Annotated in this window: 13 protein-coding genes and 3 pseudogenes; 8 read left to right on the top strand and 8 right to left on the bottom strand. The window is 66.9% G+C overall.

Annotation, left to right across the window (positions count from 1 at the left end):
* The first annotated feature begins 46 nt into the window (after positions 1-46).
* On the top strand, positions 47-1207 hold the full coding sequence (locus tag CA606_RS04840) for a glycoside hydrolase family 88/105 protein (RefSeq protein ID WP_096052152.1): 1161 nt from the start codon (positions 47-49) through the stop codon (positions 1205-1207).
* A 31-nt stretch (positions 1208-1238) separates the two neighbouring features.
* Positions 1239-4088 (top strand): M14 family metallopeptidase, encoded by a 2850-nt coding sequence (locus CA606_RS04835; protein WP_096052153.1) that lies wholly within the window; start codon positions 1239-1241, stop codon positions 4086-4088.
* A 49-nt stretch (positions 4089-4137) separates the two neighbouring features.
* Here CA606_RS04835 and CA606_RS19925 read toward each other — a convergent pair.
* Positions 4138-4266, bottom strand: a pseudogene (locus tag CA606_RS19925) (hypothetical protein); the annotation flags it as partial.
* A gap of 59 nt (positions 4267-4325) precedes the next feature.
* On the opposite strand from CA606_RS19925, the pseudogene CA606_RS19920 reads away from it, so the two are divergent.
* Positions 4326-4445: pseudogene (locus CA606_RS19920) on the top strand (hypothetical protein); the annotation flags it as partial.
* Positions 4446-4552: 107 nt separating this feature from the next.
* On the opposite strand, the pseudogene ggt reads toward CA606_RS19920, so the two are convergent.
* From ggt to CA606_RS04810, 5 genes and pseudogenes are all read right to left on the bottom strand, one after another.
* A pseudogene (gene ggt / locus CA606_RS04830) lies at positions 4553-6433 on the bottom strand (gamma-glutamyltransferase).
* Positions 6434-6436: 3 nt separating this feature from the next.
* Entirely contained in the window at positions 6437-9703 is a 3267-nt protein-coding gene (locus tag CA606_RS04825) for a TonB-dependent receptor (RefSeq protein ID WP_096052155.1), read from the bottom strand.
* 130 nt (positions 9704-9833) lie between these two features.
* The gene (locus CA606_RS04820) at positions 9834-10829 is read right to left on the bottom strand and encodes a FecR family protein (RefSeq protein ID WP_096052156.1); all 996 of its coding nucleotides are present in this window, start codon (positions 10827-10829) and stop codon (positions 9834-9836) included.
* Positions 10793-11386 (bottom strand): RNA polymerase sigma factor, encoded by a 594-nt coding sequence (locus CA606_RS04815; protein WP_181242789.1) that lies wholly within the window; start codon positions 11384-11386, stop codon positions 10793-10795. Before CA606_RS04815 ends, CA606_RS04820 begins: the two co-directional genes overlap by 37 nt.
* 86 nt (positions 11387-11472) lie before the next feature.
* Positions 11473-13125 (bottom strand): MFS transporter, encoded by a 1653-nt coding sequence (locus tag CA606_RS04810; protein WP_096052158.1) that lies wholly within the window; start codon positions 13123-13125, stop codon positions 11473-11475.
* Positions 13126-13324: 199 nt separating this feature from the next.
* Between CA606_RS04810 and CA606_RS04805 the strand changes: the two genes are divergently transcribed.
* The 5 genes from CA606_RS04805 to CA606_RS04785 all read left to right on the top strand — a co-directional run bounded on the left by CA606_RS04805 (position 13325) and on the right by CA606_RS04785 (position 17181).
* On the top strand, positions 13325-13927 hold the full coding sequence (locus CA606_RS04805; RefSeq protein WP_096052159.1) for a peptidylprolyl isomerase: 603 nt from the start codon (positions 13325-13327) through the stop codon (positions 13925-13927).
* Positions 13928-14076: 149 nt separating this feature from the next.
* Positions 14077-14400, top strand: a complete 324-nt coding sequence (locus CA606_RS04800; protein WP_096052160.1) for a DUF1778 domain-containing protein — start codon at positions 14077-14079, stop codon at positions 14398-14400.
* A complete protein-coding gene (locus tag CA606_RS04795; RefSeq protein ID WP_336509779.1) occupies positions 14388-14915 on the top strand; it encodes a GNAT family N-acetyltransferase in 528 nt (175 codons plus the stop codon). Before CA606_RS04800 ends, CA606_RS04795 begins: the two co-directional genes overlap by 13 nt.
* A gap of 211 nt (positions 14916-15126) precedes the next feature.
* Positions 15127-15903 (top strand): DUF5131 family protein, encoded by a 777-nt coding sequence (locus CA606_RS04790; RefSeq protein WP_096052161.1) that lies wholly within the window; start codon positions 15127-15129, stop codon positions 15901-15903.
* A 27-nt stretch (positions 15904-15930) separates the two neighbouring features.
* Positions 15931-17181 carry a three-Cys-motif partner protein TcmP gene (locus tag CA606_RS04785; RefSeq protein WP_096052162.1) on the top strand — a complete coding sequence of 417 codons (1251 nt, stop codon included), beginning with the start codon at positions 15931-15933 and terminating at the stop codon, positions 17179-17181.
* A 102-nt stretch (positions 17182-17283) separates the two neighbouring features.
* Here CA606_RS04785 and CA606_RS04780 read toward each other — a convergent pair whose 3' ends face one another.
* Together CA606_RS04780 and CA606_RS04775 are read right to left on the bottom strand one after the other, a co-directional pair.
* On the bottom strand, positions 17284-18834 hold the full coding sequence (locus CA606_RS04780) for a tryptophan halogenase family protein (RefSeq protein WP_096052163.1): 1551 nt from the start codon (positions 18832-18834) through the stop codon (positions 17284-17286).
* 9 nt (positions 18835-18843) lie between these two features.
* Positions 18844-20376: a tryptophan halogenase family protein gene (locus CA606_RS04775; RefSeq protein ID WP_096052164.1), complete on the bottom strand. Its 1533-nt coding sequence runs from the start codon at positions 20374-20376 to the stop codon at positions 18844-18846.
* Between the last annotated feature and the right edge of the window lie 13 nt (positions 20377-20389).

Raw genomic sequence — 20389 nt, 5'->3', positions numbered from 1 at the left:
ACAATCGCGAAGCGCTCGCAGATGGCGCAACGGAGGGGACGACATCATGCGCGCCACCATCACCGCGATCTTCGCAGGCCTGACGCTGGTCGCGAGCCCCGCCGCCGCGACAGCCGCGACCAGCCGCCCCGCCGCCGAGCGCGCCGACGTCGCCGCCTCAGCCCTGACTCTGGGACGCGCGGTCGCCGACTGGCAGCTGCGCCACATGGACGGCCGGTTCGACTACGTCCAGACCCATCGCCCGGGCACGCAGAACCCGCGCGGCTGGATCCAGGGCGCGTTCTACACCGGCCTGACCGCCTTCGCCGAGCGGACTGGCGATCCTGACTATGCGCAAGCCCTGCGCGCCCACGGCCAGGCGCAGGACTGGGGTCTGGGCAAGCGCCCGCTGCACGCCGATGACCACGTCATCGCCCAAAGCTGGCTGTGGCTGCACGCCCGCGATCGCGACCCCGCCCAGATCGCGCCAGTGAAGGCGCGGTTCGACGCGATCCTGGCCGATCCGCCCAAGGCCAGCCTGACCTTCATCGACGGGACCGAGGACCAGCCGTGCCAGGCGCGCTGGTGCTGGAGCGACGCGCTGTTCATGGCCCCGCCCACCTGGACCGCCCTATCGGCGGCGACCGGCGACCCGCGCTACGCCCGCTATGGCGACCAGGAGTTCTGGGCCGCGACCGACTGGCTGCTGGACAAGGAGCACGGCCTCTATTTCCGCGACAGCCGCTATTTCGACCGCCGCGACGACCAGGGCCGCAAGATCTTCTGGAGCCGGGGCAACGGCTGGGCCTATGCCGGGATCGTCAACATCCTGAAGACCCTGCCCGCCGACCACCCCTCGCGCCCGCGCTACGAAGCCCTGTTCAAGCGGATGTCGGCCAAGCTGGTCGCGCTGCAGAAGGCTGACGGCTACTGGTCGGTCTCGCTGCTGGCGCCCGAGAACAGCCCGCCCGAGACCAGCGGCACGGGCTTCTTCGTCTATGGCCTGGCCTGGGGCGTCAACCAGGGCGTGCTGAAGGACGCCCGCTACGCCCAGTCGGCGCGACGGGGCTGGAACGCCCTGGCGCGCGCGGTCGGTCCCGACGGCAAGCTCGGCTGGGTGCAGCAGGTCGGCTACGCTCCAGACCATGTCGACGCCGGCGACACCCAGCTCTACGGCGTCGGCGCTTTCCTGCTGGCCGCGTCCGAGGTGTCGCGCGGGCGCTTCTAGGGCCGCCGCAAAAAATGGGCTGCCCCTCCGGTTGCTCCGGGGGCGGAAATCCGATCCTCCTTCGTCGTTCAGACGACGGCGCGCGCACAAGGTCGCGCCGCAGGTTCATGGGGCAAGATCGATGAAACGAAGTGCGGTGATGGCCGGGGCGGCCCTTGGCGTGGTGCTAGCCTTCGGCGCTCTAGGCGGCGCGACGGCGTCCGACCTCCCCTCGCCCGCGACGGCCTTCGCCCAGCCGATCGGCAGCGATTACTTCCTGGCCGACTACACCGCCTATGAGGCCTATCTGAAGGCGCTGGCCGCCAAGTCCGACCGGATGAAGCTGGTCGACATAGGCAAGACCGAGGAAGGCCGCACCCAGTGGATGGCGATCGTCTCATCGCCCGCCAACCTGGCCAAGCTGGACCAGTACAAGGCCATCGCCCGCAAGCTGGCCAAGGCCGAAGGCGTCAGCGAGGCCGAGGCCCGCAAGCTGGCCGCCGAAGGCAAGGCCGTGGTCTGGATCGACGCCGGCCTGCACGCCAACGAGACCGTAACCTCGCAGGGCCAGCTTCAGGTCATCCACCAGATGCTGACCGCGACGGACGCCGAGACCCAGCGGTTCCTGGACGACTGCATCATCCTGTTCGCGCACGACAATCCCGACGGGATGGAGATGATCTCCGACTGGTACATGCGCCACGAGGATCCCAAGAAGCGGGAGTTCGGCTCGCTGCCGCGCCTGTACCACAAGTACATCGGCCACGATAACAACCGCGACAGCTTCATGTCGGCCATGGCCGAGACGACCAACGTCAACCGTCAGCTGTTCCGCGAGTGGTTCCCGCAGATCGTCTACAACCAGCACCAGACCGCGCCGAACGGCATGGTGGTGTTCGTGCCGCCGTTCCGCGATCCGGCCAACCACAACTACGACCCGTTGGTCATGACCATGCTGCAGGAAGTCGGCATGGCCATGCACAGCCGCCTGGTGGCCGAGGACAAGCCCGGCACCGGCGCGCGCAGCGCCGCCCCCTACTCCACCTGGCACAACGGGATGGAGCGCTCGATCGCCTATTTCCACAATTCGATCGGCCTCTTGACCGAGATCGCCGGCGGCCCGACCCCGACGACGATCAATCTGGTGCCCGAGGTGCAGTTGCCCAGCAACGACCGGCCCGCGCCGATCGCGCCGCAGACCTGGCGCCTGCAGCAGACGCTCGACTACCAAGCCAGCCTGAACCGCTCGGTGATGGACTACGCCTCGCGCAACCGCGAGCGCCTGCTCTTCAACATCTGGAAGATGGGCGACAACAGCATCAAGCGCGGCAGCCGCGACACCTGGACGATCACCCCGACCAAGGTGGATGCGCTGATCGCCGCCGGCAAGGAAAAGCCCCTGACCGGCGCGCGCGGCGGATCGGCGGACCCGTCGCTCTACAAGACGATCATGCAGGCGCCCGAGCAGCGCGATCCGCGCGGCTTCATCCTGCCCGCCGACCAGGCCGACATGCCCACCGTGGTCGCCTTCCTGAACGCGCTGATCAAGGCGGGCGTCGATGTCGAGGTGGCCGACAAGGCCTTCAGCGTCGCCGGCAAGGCCTACCCGGCCGGCTCCTACGTGGTGCGCACGGCCCAGGCCTATCGCCCGCACGTGATGGACATGTTCGAGCCGCAGGACCACCCGCACGACACCGAGTATCCGGGCGGTCCGCCCAAGGCGCCGTATGACGTCACCGGCTACACCCTGGCCTACCAGATGGGCGTCAAGTTCGACCGCGTGCTGGACGCCTTCGAGGCCCCGACCAAGCGCGTGCCCGACCTGATCAAGGTCGCGCCGGGCTCGGTGAAGGGCGCCGGCGCCGCCGGCTGGCTGATCAGCCACGAGACCAACGCCAGCTTCACCCTGACCAACCGCCTGCTGAAGGCCGGCGCCAAGGTCCAGTGGGTGAAGGACGGCGCCAAGGCGGGCGGCAAGACCTTCGGCCCCGGCGCGATCTGGGTCCCCGCCTCGCCGGCCGCCAAGGCGGTGATCGACAAGAGCGTCAAGGATCTGGGCGTCGACGCCTTTGCCGTGGCCGCCAAGCCCTCGGGCGCGACCATCGCGCTGAAGCCTATCCGCGTGGGCCTGGTCGACGTCTATGGCGGCTCGATGCCGTCGGGCTGGAACCGCTGGATGTTCGAGCAGTTCGAGGCGCCCTTCCAGGTCGTCTATCCCCAGCGCCTGGACGCCGGCGACATCGGCAAGGATTTCGATGTGCTGGTCTTCGCCGATGGCGTCGTGCCGGCTCCGGCGGGTGGTCCCTTCCGGGCTGGTCGCGGCGGGCCCCAGCCCCAGCCCGAGGAGATCCCGGCCGAGTACCGCTCTTGGCTCGGCCGCGTGACCGACGAGAAGACCCTGCCCCGCGTCGCCGAGTTCGTGAAGGGCGGCGGCACGGTCGTGGCCATCGGCGCCTCGACGCGCCTGGCCACCGCCCTGGGCGCACCGGTCGAGGTGGCTACCGCCAAGACCGAGAACGGCCAGCTTAAGGCCTTGTCGAACCGCGAGCTCTACATCCCCGGCGCGGTGCTGCGGGCCAAGGTCGATCCGAAACAGCCGCTGGCCTATGGCGCCGGCGACGAGGTCGACGTCTTCTTCGACCGTAGCCCGACCTTCACGATCAAGAGCGACGCCAAGGGGATCTCGCGGGTCTCGTGGTTCGACAGCGACAAGCCGCTGCGCAGCGGCTGGGCGGTCGGCCAGGAGAAGCTGAAGGGCTCGACGGCGATCCTCGACATCGACATCGGCAAGGGCAAGGTCTTCGCCTTCGGCCCCGAAATCACCCAGCGCGCCCAGTCGTGGGGCACGTTCAAGTTCCTGTTCAACGGCCTGCTGTATGGGCCGGCGGTGAGCAGGAAGTAGGGGCTTTCCAGGGGCGCCGGCCCGTTCCGGAGCCAGAGCGCCCCCTCCGTCACGTCGCCGATCGGCGCCGCGCCACCTCCCCCGCGATGCGGGTGAGGAGGAAGTGACCACCCTCCTGCCCCGCTTGCGGGGGAGGTGGATCGCTGCGGATACGCAGCGAGACGGAGGGGGCGTCAGTGAGCTCGATCTGGATCCCGGCGTTCGCCGGGAAGGTCGGGGCTGAAGATCCAGATCCTCCCCCCAGGGGGGAGGAGGCCGAAGGCCGGAGGGGGAAGTGCTGCAGAGCCGGCCTCTTCCCCCTCCGTCGGCTTTGCCGACACCTCCCCCGCTAGGGGGAGGATTGGTCCACTCCCACCCTTTTACGAACTCTGAAACGCCCCCCCCAAAAACGAAGTCGGCGCCGGAGGGGCAGCTCCGGCGCCGACAGATCGCGCCCCCTTGGATCAAGGGGGGGAGGTAGACCCTCAGGGCGCGATCGCCTCGGCCCCGGGACGACGCGGATCCGCGCCGCCCAAGAAGAGACCCTGGTCGATCATGATCGACTGGGCTGAGCCCATGGTCTCGTCCGAGGTTATCGGGTGGCCCATCGCCTTGAGGATGGCCACCGTGTCGGGATTGAAGTTCGGCTCGACGCGCAGGGTGTCGCTGGCGTCTTGGAAGATGCGCGGCTGGTGGGTGGCCTCGGCCACGTTCAGCTTGAAGTCGACGACGTTGACGATGACCTGCAGCACCGTGTCGATGATCGTGCTGCCGCCCGGCGTGCCGGTGATCAGCCACGGCTTGCCGTCCTTGAAGAGCATGGTCGGCATCATGGTCGACAGCACGCGCTTGCCCGGCTGCAGGGCGTTGGGCGGTAGCGGTCCGCCGGCCTTCTGCGCGCGCCAGGCGGCCTCGTGGGCGTAGTTGTTCATCTGGTTGTTCAGCACGAAGCCCGCGCCGGCCACCATCACGCCCGAGCCGAAATCGGCCCCCAGCGTATAGGTGTTGGAGACCGCGTTGCCCTCGGCGTCGGCGACCGAGAAGTGGGTGGTGTTCGGGCTCTCGAACGCCCAGGGGTCGCCCGCGCCCAGTTCCTTGGCGGGCCTGGCCTTGTCCGGATCAATCAGCTTGGCGCGCTGGACGCCATAGGCCTTGGACGTGAAGCCCTGCAGCGGGACCTTCACGAAGTCGGTGTCGCCCAGATACTTGTAGCGGTCGGCATAGGCCATCTTCATGGCCTCGGCCTGCAGGTGCAGGGTCTTGGCAGAGCCCAGGCCCGTCGCCTTCAGGTCGAAGGTCTCCAGGATGTTGAGCATTTCCAGGAGGGTCGCGCCGCCGGCGCTGGCGGGCGGCGAGGTCTTGACCGTCAGGCCGCGATAGCTGCCGACCAGCGGCGGGCGGATCTCGGCCTTGTAGGACGCCAGATCCTCCAGGGTGATCAGGCCGCCATGGGCCTTCATGTCGGCGGCGAAGCGCTGGGCGATCTCGCCGCGATAGAAGGCGTCGGCGCCCTTGTCGGCGATCTGGCGCAGCGACCAGGCCAGCTCGGGCTGCTTGAGGATCTCGCCGGCGCGATAGAGCGCGCCGCCCGGCTTGTAGAAGGCTTTCTTGCCCGCTTCGCTCTCGGACAGGCGCTCCTTGCCCCAGCTGAAGACGAAGGCTTCGTCGGGGGTCAGCACCACGCCGTCGGCGGCCAGGCGATAGGCCGGCTCGACCACCTGCTTCCAAGGCAGACGACCATACTTCTGGTGGGCCAGATGAAGGCCCGCGACCGTGCCGGGGACGGTGGGCGCGCGATAGCCGCGCGAGGCCACGTCGTCCATCTCCTTGCCGTTCGCATCGACGAAGGTCTCGAGCTTGGCGGCCTTGGGCGCGGTTCCGCGATAGTCGATGAACAGAGTCTCGTTCGTCTTGGCCAGGTGGACCAGCATGAAGCCGTCGCCGCCGATATTGCCCGCGCGCGGCAGGGTCACGGCCAGGGCGAAGGCGGTGGCGACCGCGGCGTCCACGGCGTTGCCGCCCTGGCGCAGGATGTCGGCCCCGACCTTGGTGGCGATGGCGTTCTGGCTGACCACCATGCCCCGCTCGCCCACCACCGGCGAGTGGATGCTGGGATACTCCAGCAGCTGCTTCTTCTGGGCCAGCGCCTCGGAGGAGACGAAGGGCGAAAGCGCCAGGGTGAACGCGGCTAGGCCGGTGGAGATAAGGCGGAAAGGCTTCACGACGCCCTCGTTGGATAGTCTTGCATCAACGATCCGACCTTCCCGGCGCCGGCCGGGACCCAGATCATAAGGCTGTGCTGAAATCGCGCCTGGCGCCTCAGAGCCCTACGATCTGGGCCCCGGCCTCCGCCGGGGAAATCGGATGTTCTAGAACTTCTTCGAGAGGTTCATGTACCAGTAGCGACCCGTGGCGTTGTGCAGGGCGCCCGAGTAGCCGAAGTTCGAAGCCGACAGCGGCGGGTCCTTGTCGAAGGCGTTACGCACCCCGACCCGGACCGTCGAGCCGTCGAACATGCCGTCCTTGAACGCGTACTGGCCGTAGAAGCTGACGGTCGTCCATTCCTTGATCGGGAAGTACTCGCCGTTCACCTGGGCCGGAGCGGTGTCATAGACCTCGCCGACATAGCTGACGAACGCGCCCGCGCCCCAGCCGTCCTTGCGCCACGAGACGCTGGCGGTGCCGCGGAACTCGGGGAAGCCGTCGAACTGGATCTGGTTGCCGGCGCTGGCGATGGTGATGCCCGGCAGCTTGCCGGCCGTGACCGCCTCTTGCAGCAGGCTTTCAACCGCGCTGGGCGCCTGGTCGTACTTCAGGAGCTTGGCCACGTTGATCGACAGGCCAAAGTCGCCCCAGGCCGTGTCGTCCAGGTCGTAGTCGAGGCTGAAGTCGGCGCCTTGAACCATGCGCGGCTGCAGGTTCGAGTAGGTGTCGCTGATATAGGCGATGTTGCCGACCGTGGCCGTGCCGACCGGCGCGTCGCGCACGACGTTGGGGTTGGACGAGCCGCTCTGGCGCAGCAGCCAGTCATAGGCGATCTGGTTGTAGCCGCCCAGGATGCCGACGATGTTCTTCTCGCGGATCGACCAGAAGTCGCTGGTCACGGTCAGCTTGCCGAACTGGCGCGGGATGAAGGTCGGCTGATAGACGAAGCCGATCGTGGCGTTGTCGGCCTCTTCCGGCTTCAGGTTCTTGTTGCCACTGCGCACTTCGATCGTGCTGGCGCTGGGGCAAGTCGTGACCGTCGGCGTGTTGATCCGGCAGCCCGCGAAGTCGGTGCGGGTGTTCGAGACCGTCGTGCCGTCGCTATAGAACTGCGGCAGGTTCGGCGCGCGGAAGCTCTGGGACACCGAGCCACGCAGCGCGAAGCCGTGGCCGACCTTCCAGTAGATCGCGCCCTTGGGCTTCAGCACGTTGCCGAAGTCGGAATATTCCTCGTCGCGCGCGGCGATCTGCAGGCTGATCTCTTCGACGAACGGGATGTTCATCTCGGGCGAGATGATCGGCACGGCCAGTTCGAAGAAGGCCGAGGCGACCGAGCGGTCGGCCTTGACGTCCGGCGCGCCCGAAGCGCCCATCACGTCAGTGCCATAGGTCACGCCCGTGACGCTGTTGGTGTACTTGATCGTCCCGTCCAGGCGCTTGTCGCGGTCGTCGAGATAGGTCTCGCGACGCCACTCGACGCCCGCCGCGACGCCGACATCGCCGGCCGGCAGGGTGAAGAGGTTCTTCTTAGAGATCTTGAAGTCCGCCAGGGTCAGCGAGGTCTCGCTGATGCGATAGACGTTGATCAGGAACGAATTGATCGTCGCGCGGTCGTTGGGCGTGGCGTCGCCCAGCGAGTAGTTGGGCTGGCTGCCGCCGTTGAACGGGTTGTAGGCCGTAGCGTCCGTGCGGTTGACCGCCGCCTGGAACGCGGTGTTGCTGATCGCGTCGCGCGTCATGTCCTTGGTGCGGGCCTTGGAATACAGCAGCGCCGAATCCCACTTCCAGCCGTTCCAGGCGCCCTTCAGCCCGCCCAGCAGGCGGTAGCTGTCGTCCGTCACCGTGTAGGTGCGCGGACCGGTGTCCACCGGACGATAGGTGGTGATGTTCATGGCGACGCCGGTGGTCGGCACGCCGGTCAGATTGGCCAGCCGGTTGGGGCTGGTCGTCGGACCAAAGGGGTTCCAGTAGGCGTTCGCGGCGATGCTGATCGGCGCGGTGCTGAGCGGGGCCGATTGCTCGCGGCTGCCCGTGAACAGGGCGTGATAGTAGCCCGCCTCGCCGTAGGCGGTGATGTCGCCGAAGTCGTGCTCGACCGTCGAGAACAGGTTCGTGCGCTCGACGCCGCCCTTCAGGGTGCGGTCGGGGTTTTCGTCATAGCGCAGCACGCGGCTGTTGGCGCCGGTGATCGTGCCCGAGCGGATGCAGAGATTGCCGGTCAGCACGGTGCTGGAGCAGCCGGCGGCGGTGTTGGCGGTCGGCTCGATGTGGAACACGCCCGAGGTCGTCAGCGTCGCCGTCCCCTGGCGAACGACCGTCGTCGCCGGGATCAGGGTGAACGAGCCCCAGGGGCTGGAGGTCGAGCGGCTGTCGAAGGTGGTGTTGTCCACCCACGGGGTGTTGGCCACCTGCGGACGGTGATCCTCGCTGGCGGCGTAGTCGCGCTCCGAGGCCATCAAGCGGCTGCGGCCGGTGTAGTTGCCAAAGAAGGTCAGGCGCGTGCCGTCTTCCAGGCGCGTGCCGGCCTTCACGTTGAACGAGCCCTCGCGATAGCTGGTCCCTTCCGAGCCGCCATACTGGGCCGAGACCTGCAGGCCACGGAACTTGGTGTCGAGCACGGTGTTGACCACGCCCGCCACGGCGTCCGCGCCGTAGATGGCCGCAGCGCCGTCGCGCAGCACTTCCACGCGCTTGACGCCCGCCACCGGGAACGCGTTGGTGTTGACGGTCTGCACGGGCACCAGGTTCTCGGTCTGGGTGCCGGGCGCCAGCACGGCGCGACGGCCGTTCAGCAGGGCCAGGGTGTTGCCGGTGCCGAGGCTACGCAGGTTCAGCGAGGCCACGTCGCCGCGCGCGTCGTTCAGATTGCCGGTGGTCCGGGCTTCCTGGAACTGGACGTCGCCGGCCTGGGGGATCGCGCGGAACAATTCGTCGCCCGACACAGCGCCGGTGGCGATGATCTCCTGCTCGCCGACGACCGTGACCGGCAGGGCGTCCGTCGTGCGGGCGCCTTCGATCTGCGAGCCGACGACGATCACCGCTTCGACGATCTGGGCCTCTTCACTCGTCGCGCCGGCCCCCGCGCTGGCGGACTGGGGGCGTTCGGCCTGCGCCTGGCGCAGGGTGATGGTCTTGCCGTCGTCCGACTGAACGACCAGGCCGGCGGCCTTGACCAGGCGATCCAGGGCGTCGGCGTCGGCCAGATCGCCGCTCACCGCCGGCGTGCGCTTGCCCGAGGCGGCCTCGAACGGGAACAGCACCTGCTTGCCCGATTGCTTGGCGAAGGTCTGCAGCGCGGTCACCGCGTCGCCGGCCGGAATGTTGAACGTGCGGCGGGCGTCTTGCGCCAGCGCCGGGCCGGCCAGAACCAGGACGGCGGCCGACGCCATCAGGAAACCGCGAACCGCACGGCGACGAGTGTTGGTGGTCATTTTCTTATTTACCCCTCGGGACGCCCTCCATCCCCATGGAGGACCGCCTTCGAAGGATCGACGCACGCATGTCGGGTTTCCGCCAGTGGCTAGGGAACTTTTTTAGCCGCAATCTCACCCGGCGAGAGGTCTATCCCTTGCGCGACAACCGGATGTCGCCGTCCGCGTCTTCCGACGCCTTGACCGGGAAGGCGCTGGTGACGGCGTCGACAAAGCTGCGGGGCTCGGTCGTCTGGAAATAGCCGGCCAGACGCAGGCCCGCGATCGCGGGATCCACGATCCGCACCTGCTGCCGGTTGTAGCGATTGAACTCGGCCACGGCCTGGTCCAGCGACTGGCCGTTCAGCGCGATCGCACCCTGGCGCCAGGCCAGGACGCGATCGATCTCGCCGTCGGAGATCGTGCGCGCGCGACTGCCGGTGGCGTTGTAGACCGCCGCGACGCCGGCCTTCAGGCGCAGCTCGTCCTTGGGCTCGGTGGGTTCGGGATCGAGCGCGACGACGCCCCTCTTGACCGTCACGGCCGCGCCATCGCTGCCCAGGCGCACGGCCAGTTCCGAAACGCCGTCGGCCTGCATGACCGCGTCGTTGGCGCGAACCACGAAGGGACGCGCGTCGCTAGCCGCCTCGAACACAGCCTCGCCGCGCACCAGACGCACCTCGCGCACCCCGCGGCGGTAGCGGACCACGACCTTGCTATCGGTGTTCAGCTCGATGCGGCTATTGTCGCTGAGCACCACGACCCGACGCTCGCCGATGGCCGTGGCGTAGGCCGTGCCGCCGCCGAAGGTCGTCACCCCCGCGACCGACAGGGCCAGCACGGCGGCCGCGGCCATGCCCCGCGCCCAGGTCGATTGGCCAAGACGCGACAACACCGGCCGCCGCTCGGGCGCCAGCAGGTCGCGGTCGAGCGGCTCGGCCGAGGGCCGCATGGCGCGCAGGCGCGCAAGTCGCGCCCAGGCGACGGCCTCGCGTTCGAAGGCGGCTTCGTGTTCGTGGCTTTCGTCGCGCCAGGCCTCGAAGGCGGCGCGATCGGCGGCTGAACACGCAGCGTCGTCAAGCCGGACCACCCAGAGGGCGGCGGCCTGCCTCACCGCTTCGCGTCGTGATCCCGTCTCGCGCTCCATGAGCGTCCTTCGTCGACCTTACTCTTACGCCCGATACGTCGTCCCAACTTGTCGGAACAGTACCGAAGACCCTTCACCAAATGCTTCTCGACAGTAGAGACGGATAGGCCCAGCCGAACCGCTATCTCGTCCGGCGAGAGACTGTAAACTTTTCTCAACGTGAAGACGCGTCGACACTGTGTCGGCAGCTCCGCGATCGCTTCGGCCAGCAGTCGCAGCTCTTCGCGTGATTCGATCACGGCCTGGGCGCTGGGCGCCTCGTCCAGCGGCTCGATGCGGTCGAAGTCGGCCACCGCGGTGATGGTCAGCACCTTGCGGCGACGCAGCGCGTCCAGCGCGCAGTTGCGCAGGATGCGGGTGGCGAACGCGCCCGGATTACCGACCTCGCGCCAGGTCCTGCAGGCGATCGCGCGGGCGAAAGCCTCATGAACCAGGTCTTCCGGATCGGTCTGGCCGTCGCGACAGAACCGTCGCGCATAGGCCAGCAGATCCGGCTCCAGCGGCAGGATTTCACGCCGAAACCAGGCGCGCCTGTCTTCGTCCTCTTGAGCCATCAACGCTCCCCTCAAGCTTCAGCGAAGCCGAAAGGGCGGCCGATGGCAACCCGGCGACAGCGCATCGCCGGGTCACATCGCGCTTCCGCCTAGTCTTCGAGCCGGTTGTGCCGCGTATCCTTCAGGAAGAGGCCGCCGACCACCGCGGTGATCCCGGCGATGATCACCGGGTACCAGAGGCCCGAATAGATATCGCCCGTGGCCGCCACGATCGCGAAGGCCGTGGTGGGCAGGAAGCCGCCGAACCAGCCGTTGCCGATGTGATAGGGCAGCGACATGGCCGTGTAGCGGATGCGGGTCGGGAACAGCTCGACCAGCATGGCCGCGATCGGGCCGTAGACCATGGTCACATAGATCACCAGCAGGGCCAGCAGCCCGACGACGACGGGCTTGTTGACCAGGGCCGGGTCGGCCTTGGCCGGATAGCCGGCGGCCTTCAGCTGCTCGCCGAGATCCGCCTCCCAGGCCTTGCGGGCGTCGGCGAAGGCCTGGCCGGTCGCGCCCTTGGAATCGAGGCCGTTCAGGGTGACGCCGCCGACCTGGACCGTGGTGGGCGTCCCCGCCGGTGCGGCCTGGACGCTGTAGCTGACCCCGGCCTTGGCCAGATAGGCCTTGGCCACGTCGCAGGGGGTGTTGAACTGGGCCTTGCCGATCAGGTCGAACTGGAAGGCGCAGGTGGCCGTATCAGCGCTCACCACCACCGGGGCGGTGGCCTCGGCCTTGGCCAGGACGGGGTTGGCGTAGGTGGTGATCGCCTTGAAGATCGGGAAATAGGTCAGCGCCGCCAGCAGGCAGCCCAGGATGATGATCGGCTTGCGGCCGATCTTGTCCGACAGCCAGCCGCAGATCACGAAGAACGGCGTGCCGATCAAGAGCGCCACCGCCACCAGGGTGTTGGCCAGGGCCCCGTCCAGCTTCAGGGTCTTTTCCAGGAAGAACAGGGCGTAGAACTGGCCGGTGTACCAGACCACCGCCTGGCCCATGGTCAGGCCCACCAGCGCCAGCAGCACGATCTTCAGATTGGGCCAGTTACCGAACGCCTCGGCCAGCGGCTTCTTGCTGCCCTTGCCCTCGGCGATCATGCGCTCGAAGGTCGGGCTTTCGTGCAGCTTCAGGCGGATCCACAGCGACACGCCCAGCAAGAGCAGCGAGACCAAGAACGGGATGCGCCAGCCCCAGGCCTTGAACGCCTCCTCGCCCAGCTGGATGCGGGCGACCAGGATCACGGCCAGCGACAGGAACAGGCCGATGGTCGCCGTCGTCTGGATCCAGCTGGTGTAGAAGCCGCGCTTCCCGGGCGGGGCGTGCTCGGCCACATAGGTCGCTGCGCCGCCGTACTCGCCGCCCAGCGCCAGGCCCTGCACCAGGCGCATCAGCACCAGGGCGATCGGCGCGGCCACGCCGATCTGGGCGTAGGACGGCAGAAGGCCGACGACGAAGGTCGAGACCCCCATCAACAGCATGGTGATCAGGAAGGTGTTCTTGCGCCCCCACAGGTCGCCCAGACGCCCGAAGATCAGCGCCCCCAGCGGCCGGATCGCGAACCCGGCGGCGAACGCCAGCAGGGCCAGGATGAAGCCCGTGGTCTCGTTCACGCCCGAGAAGAAGTGGCTGGTGATGATCGGCGCCAGCGAGCCGTAGAGATAGAAGTCGTACCACTCGAACACCGTGCCGAGCGACGACGCCCCCACGACCATGGTGTCACGCCCCTTGGCCGGAGCGGCCTGGCTTTTGGCCCCCATACGCCTTCCCTTCCCTCTTAAACGCCGCATGTGGTCTGCGGTCGTCCCCAACGCGCGAACCCTAGCTCAGCGAACGCCCGTCTTGCGATGGGGAATTATGGTAGCGGTCACTTTTTCTCATCCTCCCTTCCCCCTTGGTGGGGGAAGGAGACAAAACAACGACTGCGTGCCATCACCGCATCGAAGCAGAGGAGCCGCCATGACCGTTTCGAAGATCGCCCGCCGCGCGCTGATCGGCGCGCTCTGCCTGTTCGCCGCCGCCCCCGCCCTGGCCGCCGGCAAGCCGCGCGTGGCGATCCAGACCGACAAGGGGACCATCGTCGTCGAGCTGGAGGACAAGAAGGCCCCGATCACGGCCGAGAACTTCCTGCGCTATGTCGACAAGCGCCGCTTCGACGGCGGCCATTTCTTCCGCGCCAACCGAGCCAAGGGCGCGCCGGGCCAGGGCTCGATCCAGGGCCAGCCCAAGCCCTATTCCCGCCGCGCCCCGCCGATCGCCCACGAGAGCACGCTGAAGACCGGCCTCAAGCACAAGACCGGCGCCATCTCGATGGGCCGCGACGCCCCCGGCAGCGCCACCGCCGACTTCTTCATCTGCGCCAGCCCCCAGCCCTATCTCGACGCCAAACCCGGCAAGAGCGACGCCGCCCAGGGCTATGCGGTGTTCGGCTATGTCGTCGAAGGCATGGACGTCGTGAAGAAGATCCTCAGCGGCCGGACGGACGGCCCCACCAACGTGCCGTCCATGAAGGGCCAGATCCTGAACCCGCCAGTGAAGATCATCAGCATGAAGCGGGTGTGAGCCCAAAAATCCCTCTCTCTTTGAGAGAGGGCGGGGCCCGCCGCGCAGCGGTGGGAGGGTGAGAGGTTACGCCCTCAAGGGCGAAGGCAGAGCGTAGCGCGCAACGCCCTCGTATTGACAATGTAGATACAATCACCCACTCTACACCCATGGCGAAAACCCTGACCAAGGCCGCCCCGACCGCGCCGGCGCACGGTGAACCAGCGTCTGGCGCCAAGGGTTCGATCAATCTGCGGATCGAGGCCCAGACCCGGCAGTTGATCGACGACGCCGCTGCGGTGCTGGGCAAGACCCGCACCGAGTTCATGATCGACAGCGCGCGCGCCCAGGCGATCGATGTCCTGCTGGACCAGCGCCTCTTCGTGCTCGACGCCGAGCGCTACGACGCGTTCATGCACGCGCTCGACAACCCGCCGGCCCCAGGCCCCAAGCTGCGCGCCCTGTTGCGGCGCACACCCGCGTGGTCGCGCTGAGCGGGTCCACCCCGCCGCCGGCCAGGCTCTCCGCGCCCGCGCCGCTCTCCGCCGACCACGATCTGTCGGCCTTCGATTGCGGGGTGGCGGTGCTGAACGACTGGCTCAAGCAGCGGGCGGCCAAGAACGAGAGCCGCTTCTCTCGCACCTATGTCGTTTGCGAGGGCGACCAGGTCGTCGGCTACTACTGCATCGCCGCCGGCGCCGTGGAACGGGCCGCAGCCCCCGGCAAGGTCCGCCGCAATGCGCCCAACGCCATCCCGGTCTCGATCATCGGCCGCCTGGCCGTCAGCCGCACCCACGCCGGCCAAGGCCTGGGCGCGGACCTCCTGGCCGACGCCCTGAGGCGGATCGCCGTGGCCTCCCAGAGCATCGGCATCGGCGCGGTGCTGGTCCAGGCCAAGGACGACGCCGCCAAGCGCTTCTACCTGCGCTGCGCCGAGTTCGAGGAGTATCCGGAGGAGAGCCGGACGCTGTATCTGCCGATTGAAACGGTGGTGGCGGCGTTTGGGTAGGTGGGAGGGGCGGAGGGGTTCAGTGCGCCGCCAGCGGGACTCAGGACACGATCGAGTCGAGCGCCACGACCGTTTCTGACGCACTTGAGGCAAAATCTGGCCTTCGATGAAGATTGACCAAAATGAAGGATGGTTAACGGGATTTTTCTTCTTTGAGTTGACGGTCCGCACCATGAGACGCCCAGTGAGGCGCGAGGAAAGAGTTAGACCCATGGCCGAAACCCAGATCGAGTGGACTGACGCCACCTGGAATCCGGTCGCCGGGTGTTCCATCGTCACGGCGGGCTGCACCAATTGCTACGCTATGCAGATGGCGCGCCGACTCGAAGCTATGGGCGTGCCCAAGTACGATGGCCTCACGCGAAGAAGCGGTAAGCGGGCCATTTGGAACGGCGTCGTGCGTGAGGATCGCGCCGCGCTTGACATCCCCTATGGCTGGCGCAAGCCGCGCAAGATCTTCGTCAACTCGATGAGCGACCTGTTTCATGGCGCGGTGAGCGAGGACTTCATTGTCGATGTCTGGCGGGTCATGCGCGAGACGCCGCAACACAACTACCAGATCTTGACCAAGCGACCCGAGCGCATGGCCGAAGTCGTCGCGCGCGCCATACCCGACGTGCTGCCGAATGTTTGGTTGGGCGCCAGCGTCGAAAACGCCGATGTCGTCGATCGCATCGACCATCTGCGGGCTGTACCGGCCGCGATCCGTTTTATCTCGTTCGAACCATTGATCGGCCCGGTCGGCACCGTTGACCTTGCGGACGTCCACTGGGCGATCGTCGGTGGCGAGAGCGGCATCAATGCGCGACCTATCCGCGAGGACTGGATCGACGAAATTTACCAGCAATGCGATAGCTACGGCACCGCTTTCTTCTTTAAGCAGTGGGGCACTTGGGGCAAGGATAACAAGAAGCGTTCCAAGAAGGCTAACGGGCGCGTGTATCGTGGCCGCACCTGGAACGAGATGCCGACGGCGCTGGAGGTTTAGTCCGGGCCACGTGGAGCGGGGTGGAGCTTGAAGACAGCGGGCTATGACGACTGGCTCGAAAAGGCCAATCTGGACGACCACTCTCGGCGCAAGCACAAGATCCTGCGAGAGTATTTCCGGCAGTATCTGATCGTTCGCTGCCAGTTACCCAAACGAGAGCGTTTCCGCATCGCCATCGTGGATGGTTTCGCCGGCGCCGGCCGTTACAATTGCGGCGCTTCAGGTTCCCCCCTGATCTTCCTTGAAGAACTTGAAACCACCCTCGAGCTGATCAACACCCAGCGCGCAGTCCAGGGGATAAACCCCATAGAGATCGAGGCGATGTTGGTCTTCAACGACGCTTCACCCGATGTCGTCGATCTTTTGCGATCACGATGTGAGCCGCTGGTCGCGGCCGTTAAGGACAAGCCCTCCAAGCTGCACATACAGATGCGGTATTTTTCCGATCCCTTCGAAGTGGCTTATCCAGCCATGAAGGCGGTCGTTGAGGGGGGACGCTATCGCAGCGTCATATTCAATCTCGACCAGTACGGGCACGCCGACGTCCAAGTCCCCACCGTCCAGGACATCATGCGCATCACCGCGTCGACAGAGGTCTTCTATACGTTCGCCATCCAGACACTGATGACCTACTTGAGCCAGCGCGATCCGGCGCTGCTGGAGCGCCAGCTTCGCCATCTTAGCCTCTCACCCGAGCAGTTGCGGCACTTGGATGACAAGCTACTCTCTAAGCAAGAGTGGCTCGGTGCGGCCGAGAAGACAGTCTACGAAGCACTCAAGGCATGCGCGCCGTACGTGAGTCCTTTTTCGATCCGCAATCCGGACGGTTGGCGATACTGGATGCTGCATCTGGCGAACAACTACAGGGCTCGCCAAGTCTACAACGACGTCCTGCATGAAAACGGTGAGCTCGACCACTTCGGTAGGTCAGGTCTGCGGATGTTCAACTACAATCCAGCTAACGAGGGACGCCTTTATCTCTTCAAGGAGGACGACCGCGCTGCGGCTCGCAACCAGCTTAATTCGGACATTCCGAAGCTGGTCATGGAAGCTGGTGACGTCATGCCGATGAGCGACTTCTACGAGTCCGCCTACAGCGCTACGCCCGCACATAAGGACGACATTCACGCCGCTATGCTCGAAAACCCGGACTTGGAGGTGATCACGCCCGATGGCGGGGTCCGGCGAAAGGGCAACACGATCTCAGTTGAAGATACAATTCGTCTCAAGCTGCAGCGATCATTCTTCCCAATGTTCGGGTCAAATCCAAAGACCTAGGCACTCTCGGCGGACTTTCCGTTGTCGCCATATGCCAAGCGAGCTCTATCGAACGCCCTGCTCATGCTATGGAGCCAACGTGGCTATTGGCTTTTGCCCCCCCTACGCCACCGCCCCAAACGGCGCGACCACCGCTTCCGGCTTCGGGGCCGGGCAGTGCTTCTCCAGGAACTCCCCGTGGCTGGGCAGGCCCGCCACCTGGGCCGCCAGGATCGGGGCGGACTGGTCCAGGGTCTGGGCGATGACGTCGTAGGGCGCGGTGTCGACCAGTTGCTGGTAGCGGCGCGGGCGCACGCCCATGCCCTCCATCACCGACTGCCAGGACGGGTTTCGGAACATGTCGTCGACGCCCTCGCGCAGCACGCCCTGGGCCTGGAACAGCGCCATGCGCTCCTTGAGGCTGTCGGGGATCGGGGCGTTGCGGACGTCGCGCCAGAACGGGGTGTCGTCGCGCTGCGTGGTGCAATAGTGCAGCACGATGAAGTCGCGGATCTCCTCGTAGTCGGCGGTCATGCGGCGGTTGTACTCGGCCGCCAGGGCCGGGTCGAAGTCGCGGTCGGGGAAGAACCGCAGCAGGAAGTCCATGCCGCGATAGATGAGGTGCAGGGCCGTCGACTCCAGCGGCTCGATGAAGCCGCCGGCCAGGCCCACAGCCACGACGTTCTTGTGCCACAGGCGCTGGCGCATGCCGGTTTTGAAGGCGATGAACATCGGGTTCATCAGCATCTGGCCCTCGACGTTCTGAACGAGGGTGGCGCGGGCCGCGTCGTCGCTGAGATGCCGTGAGCTGAAGACGTAACCGTTGCCGGCCCGGTGCTGCAGCGGGATGCGCCAGCGCCAGCCGGCGTCTTCGGCCTTGGACACGGTGTAGGGGTGCGGCGCGCCGACGTTTTCGGTCTGCACCACGACGGCGCGGTCGCACAGCAGCATGTCCGACCAGTCGTTGAACGGCACGTCCAGGGTCTTGCCGATCAGCAGCGACCGGAAGCCGGTGCAGTCGATGAAGAGATCGCCCTCGACCTCGCGGCCGTCCTTCATGATCACCTTGGCGACCGAGCCGTCGGGGTGGGTGACCACGTCGGTGACGATGCCCTCGGTGCGCTTGACGCCCCGGGCCTCGGCATAGTCGCGCAGGAACTTGGCCACCAGGCGCGCATCGACGTGCAGGGCGTAGCTGGCCCCGGCGATCAGGGTGCGCTGGGCCTTCATGGGCGGGATGAACTTCCACTGGTCGGCCATCACCGTGCCGGGCGCGAAGTCCTGCAGGTTCGACGGATGGCCGTTGGCCTTGGCGCGCAGCCAGCACTGGTAGAACTCGTGCGGACCGATAGGACCGCCGATGGCGCCGAACGGGTGGTAGTAGCGCTGGCCCTTCTGCTTCCAGTCCTCGAAGCGGATGCCCAGCTTGAAACTGGCCTGGGTGGCCTGAATGAATTCGCGCTCGTCGACGCCCAGGCTGGCCAGCAGTTGCAGGAACGGCGGGATGGTCGACTCCCCCACCCCGATGGTGCCGATCTCCTCGGACTCGATCAGCTCGACCGCGCAGCCGCCGTTCTGGAAGTAGTGGCTGAGCATCGCCGCCGAGATCCAGCCGGCCGAGCCGCCGCCGACGATGACGATCTTGCGAAGCGCGTTGGGGTGGGTGGTGGTCATGGTCTTGTCCTACTCCGCCGCGCTGGAGGCTTGGGTCTGCGCGGGACGGCAATACTGATCCAGGAAAGCCTGATGCGGCGGGGCCGAGGCGACGACCTCGCGCACGGCCTTGCGCATTTCGGCCAGCGGGGCGCTGAGCGCCTTGGGGTCGACGCCGTCCAGGCTGGGATCGACAGCGCTGGGCAGCAGCTCAAAGCCCGCATAGATCGCCATCCAGCTGGGCGGGGCGAACATCTCCCAGCGATAGCGCACGAAGTGGCCGCGCCCCACGAAGAGGTCGATCTTGCGCTGCAGCGTATCGGGCAAGGTCACGGCGTTGCAGTCGCGCCAGAAGGCCGTGTCGCCTCTCTTGTTGGCCCAGTAGTGCAGGATGATGAAGTCGCGCACGCGCTCCATCTCGCGGCGGGACCAGTCGTTGAACTCGTCGGCCAGTTCGAGCGCGAAATCGCGGTCCGGGAACAGCGCCTTGATCTTCTCGACGCCCGTCTCGATGAGGGCGATCGAGGTGCTCTCCAGCGGTTCGAGGAAACCGGACGCCAGGCCCAGGGCGATGACGTTCTTGTTCCAGACCTGCTTGCGGCGGCCGGGATTGAAGCGGATCAGGCGCGGTTCGTGCAGCAAGGGATCGGGCACGGCGGCCTTCAGCTCGGCCAGGGCGTCTTCGTCGCTGATGTGGCGCGAGGAGAAGACATAGCCATTGCCGTAGCGGTGCTGCAGCGGGATGCGCCAGCGCCAGCCGGCGCTGTGGGCGGTGACGTCGGTATAGGGCGGCGGGTCGCCCTGCCCTTCGCTCTGCACGGCCCAGGCGCGGTCACAGAAGAGGAGATCGCTCCACGACTCGTAGCCGGTGTGCAGCGCCTCCTCGATCAACAGGCCCCGGAAGCCCGAGCAGTCGATGAAGAGATCGCCCTCGACGCGCGCGCCGCCTTCCAAGTCGAGCGAGGCGACAAAGCCGTCTTCGGGGCGCAGGTTGACCTTGGTGATCTTGCCCTCGATCCGGCGCACGCCGTTGTCCTCGGCGACCCGGCGCATCAGCTGGGCGAAAAGGCCCGCATCGAAGTGCAGGGCCCAGTCGAAGACCGACAGGGTCGAGGTCGGGTTGCGCGGCGGGGCCATGAACTTGCCGGCGGCGGCCAGGGACGCGCCCAGCGAATAGTCGGCGATGTCGGTGGGCTCGCCCGCCTGGGCCAGCTTGCGCCAATAGTGATGGAACGGAACGCCCCGCAGGTCCTGGCCGAAATGACCGAAGGGGTGGATGAACGCGGCGCCCTCGCGCAGCCAGCCGTTGAAGCGGATGCCCAGCTTGCAGGTCGCTTGCGTGGCCCGCATCACCTCGATGTCGGACAGGCCCAGCTGCTGGTAGAAGCCGCGAATGGTGGGGATGGTCGCCTCGCCGACGCCGACCGTGCCGATGTCCTCGGACTCGACCAGCGTGATCTCCAGCGGACCGCCGTGGAAGTGCCGCCGCAGGGCCGCAGCCGCCATCCAGCCGGCGGTTCCCCCGCCGACGATCACCAGCTTGCGGATCCGATTATCCTGCATGGTCGCTCCCGGT

This window comes from Caulobacter vibrioides (genome assembly GCF_002310375.3).
Taxonomy (GTDB): domain Bacteria; phylum Pseudomonadota; class Alphaproteobacteria; order Caulobacterales; family Caulobacteraceae; genus Caulobacter; species Caulobacter vibrioides_D.
The sequence above is the reverse complement of the archived record's forward strand: the minus strand, read 5'-3'. Positions and strand labels throughout refer to the sequence as shown.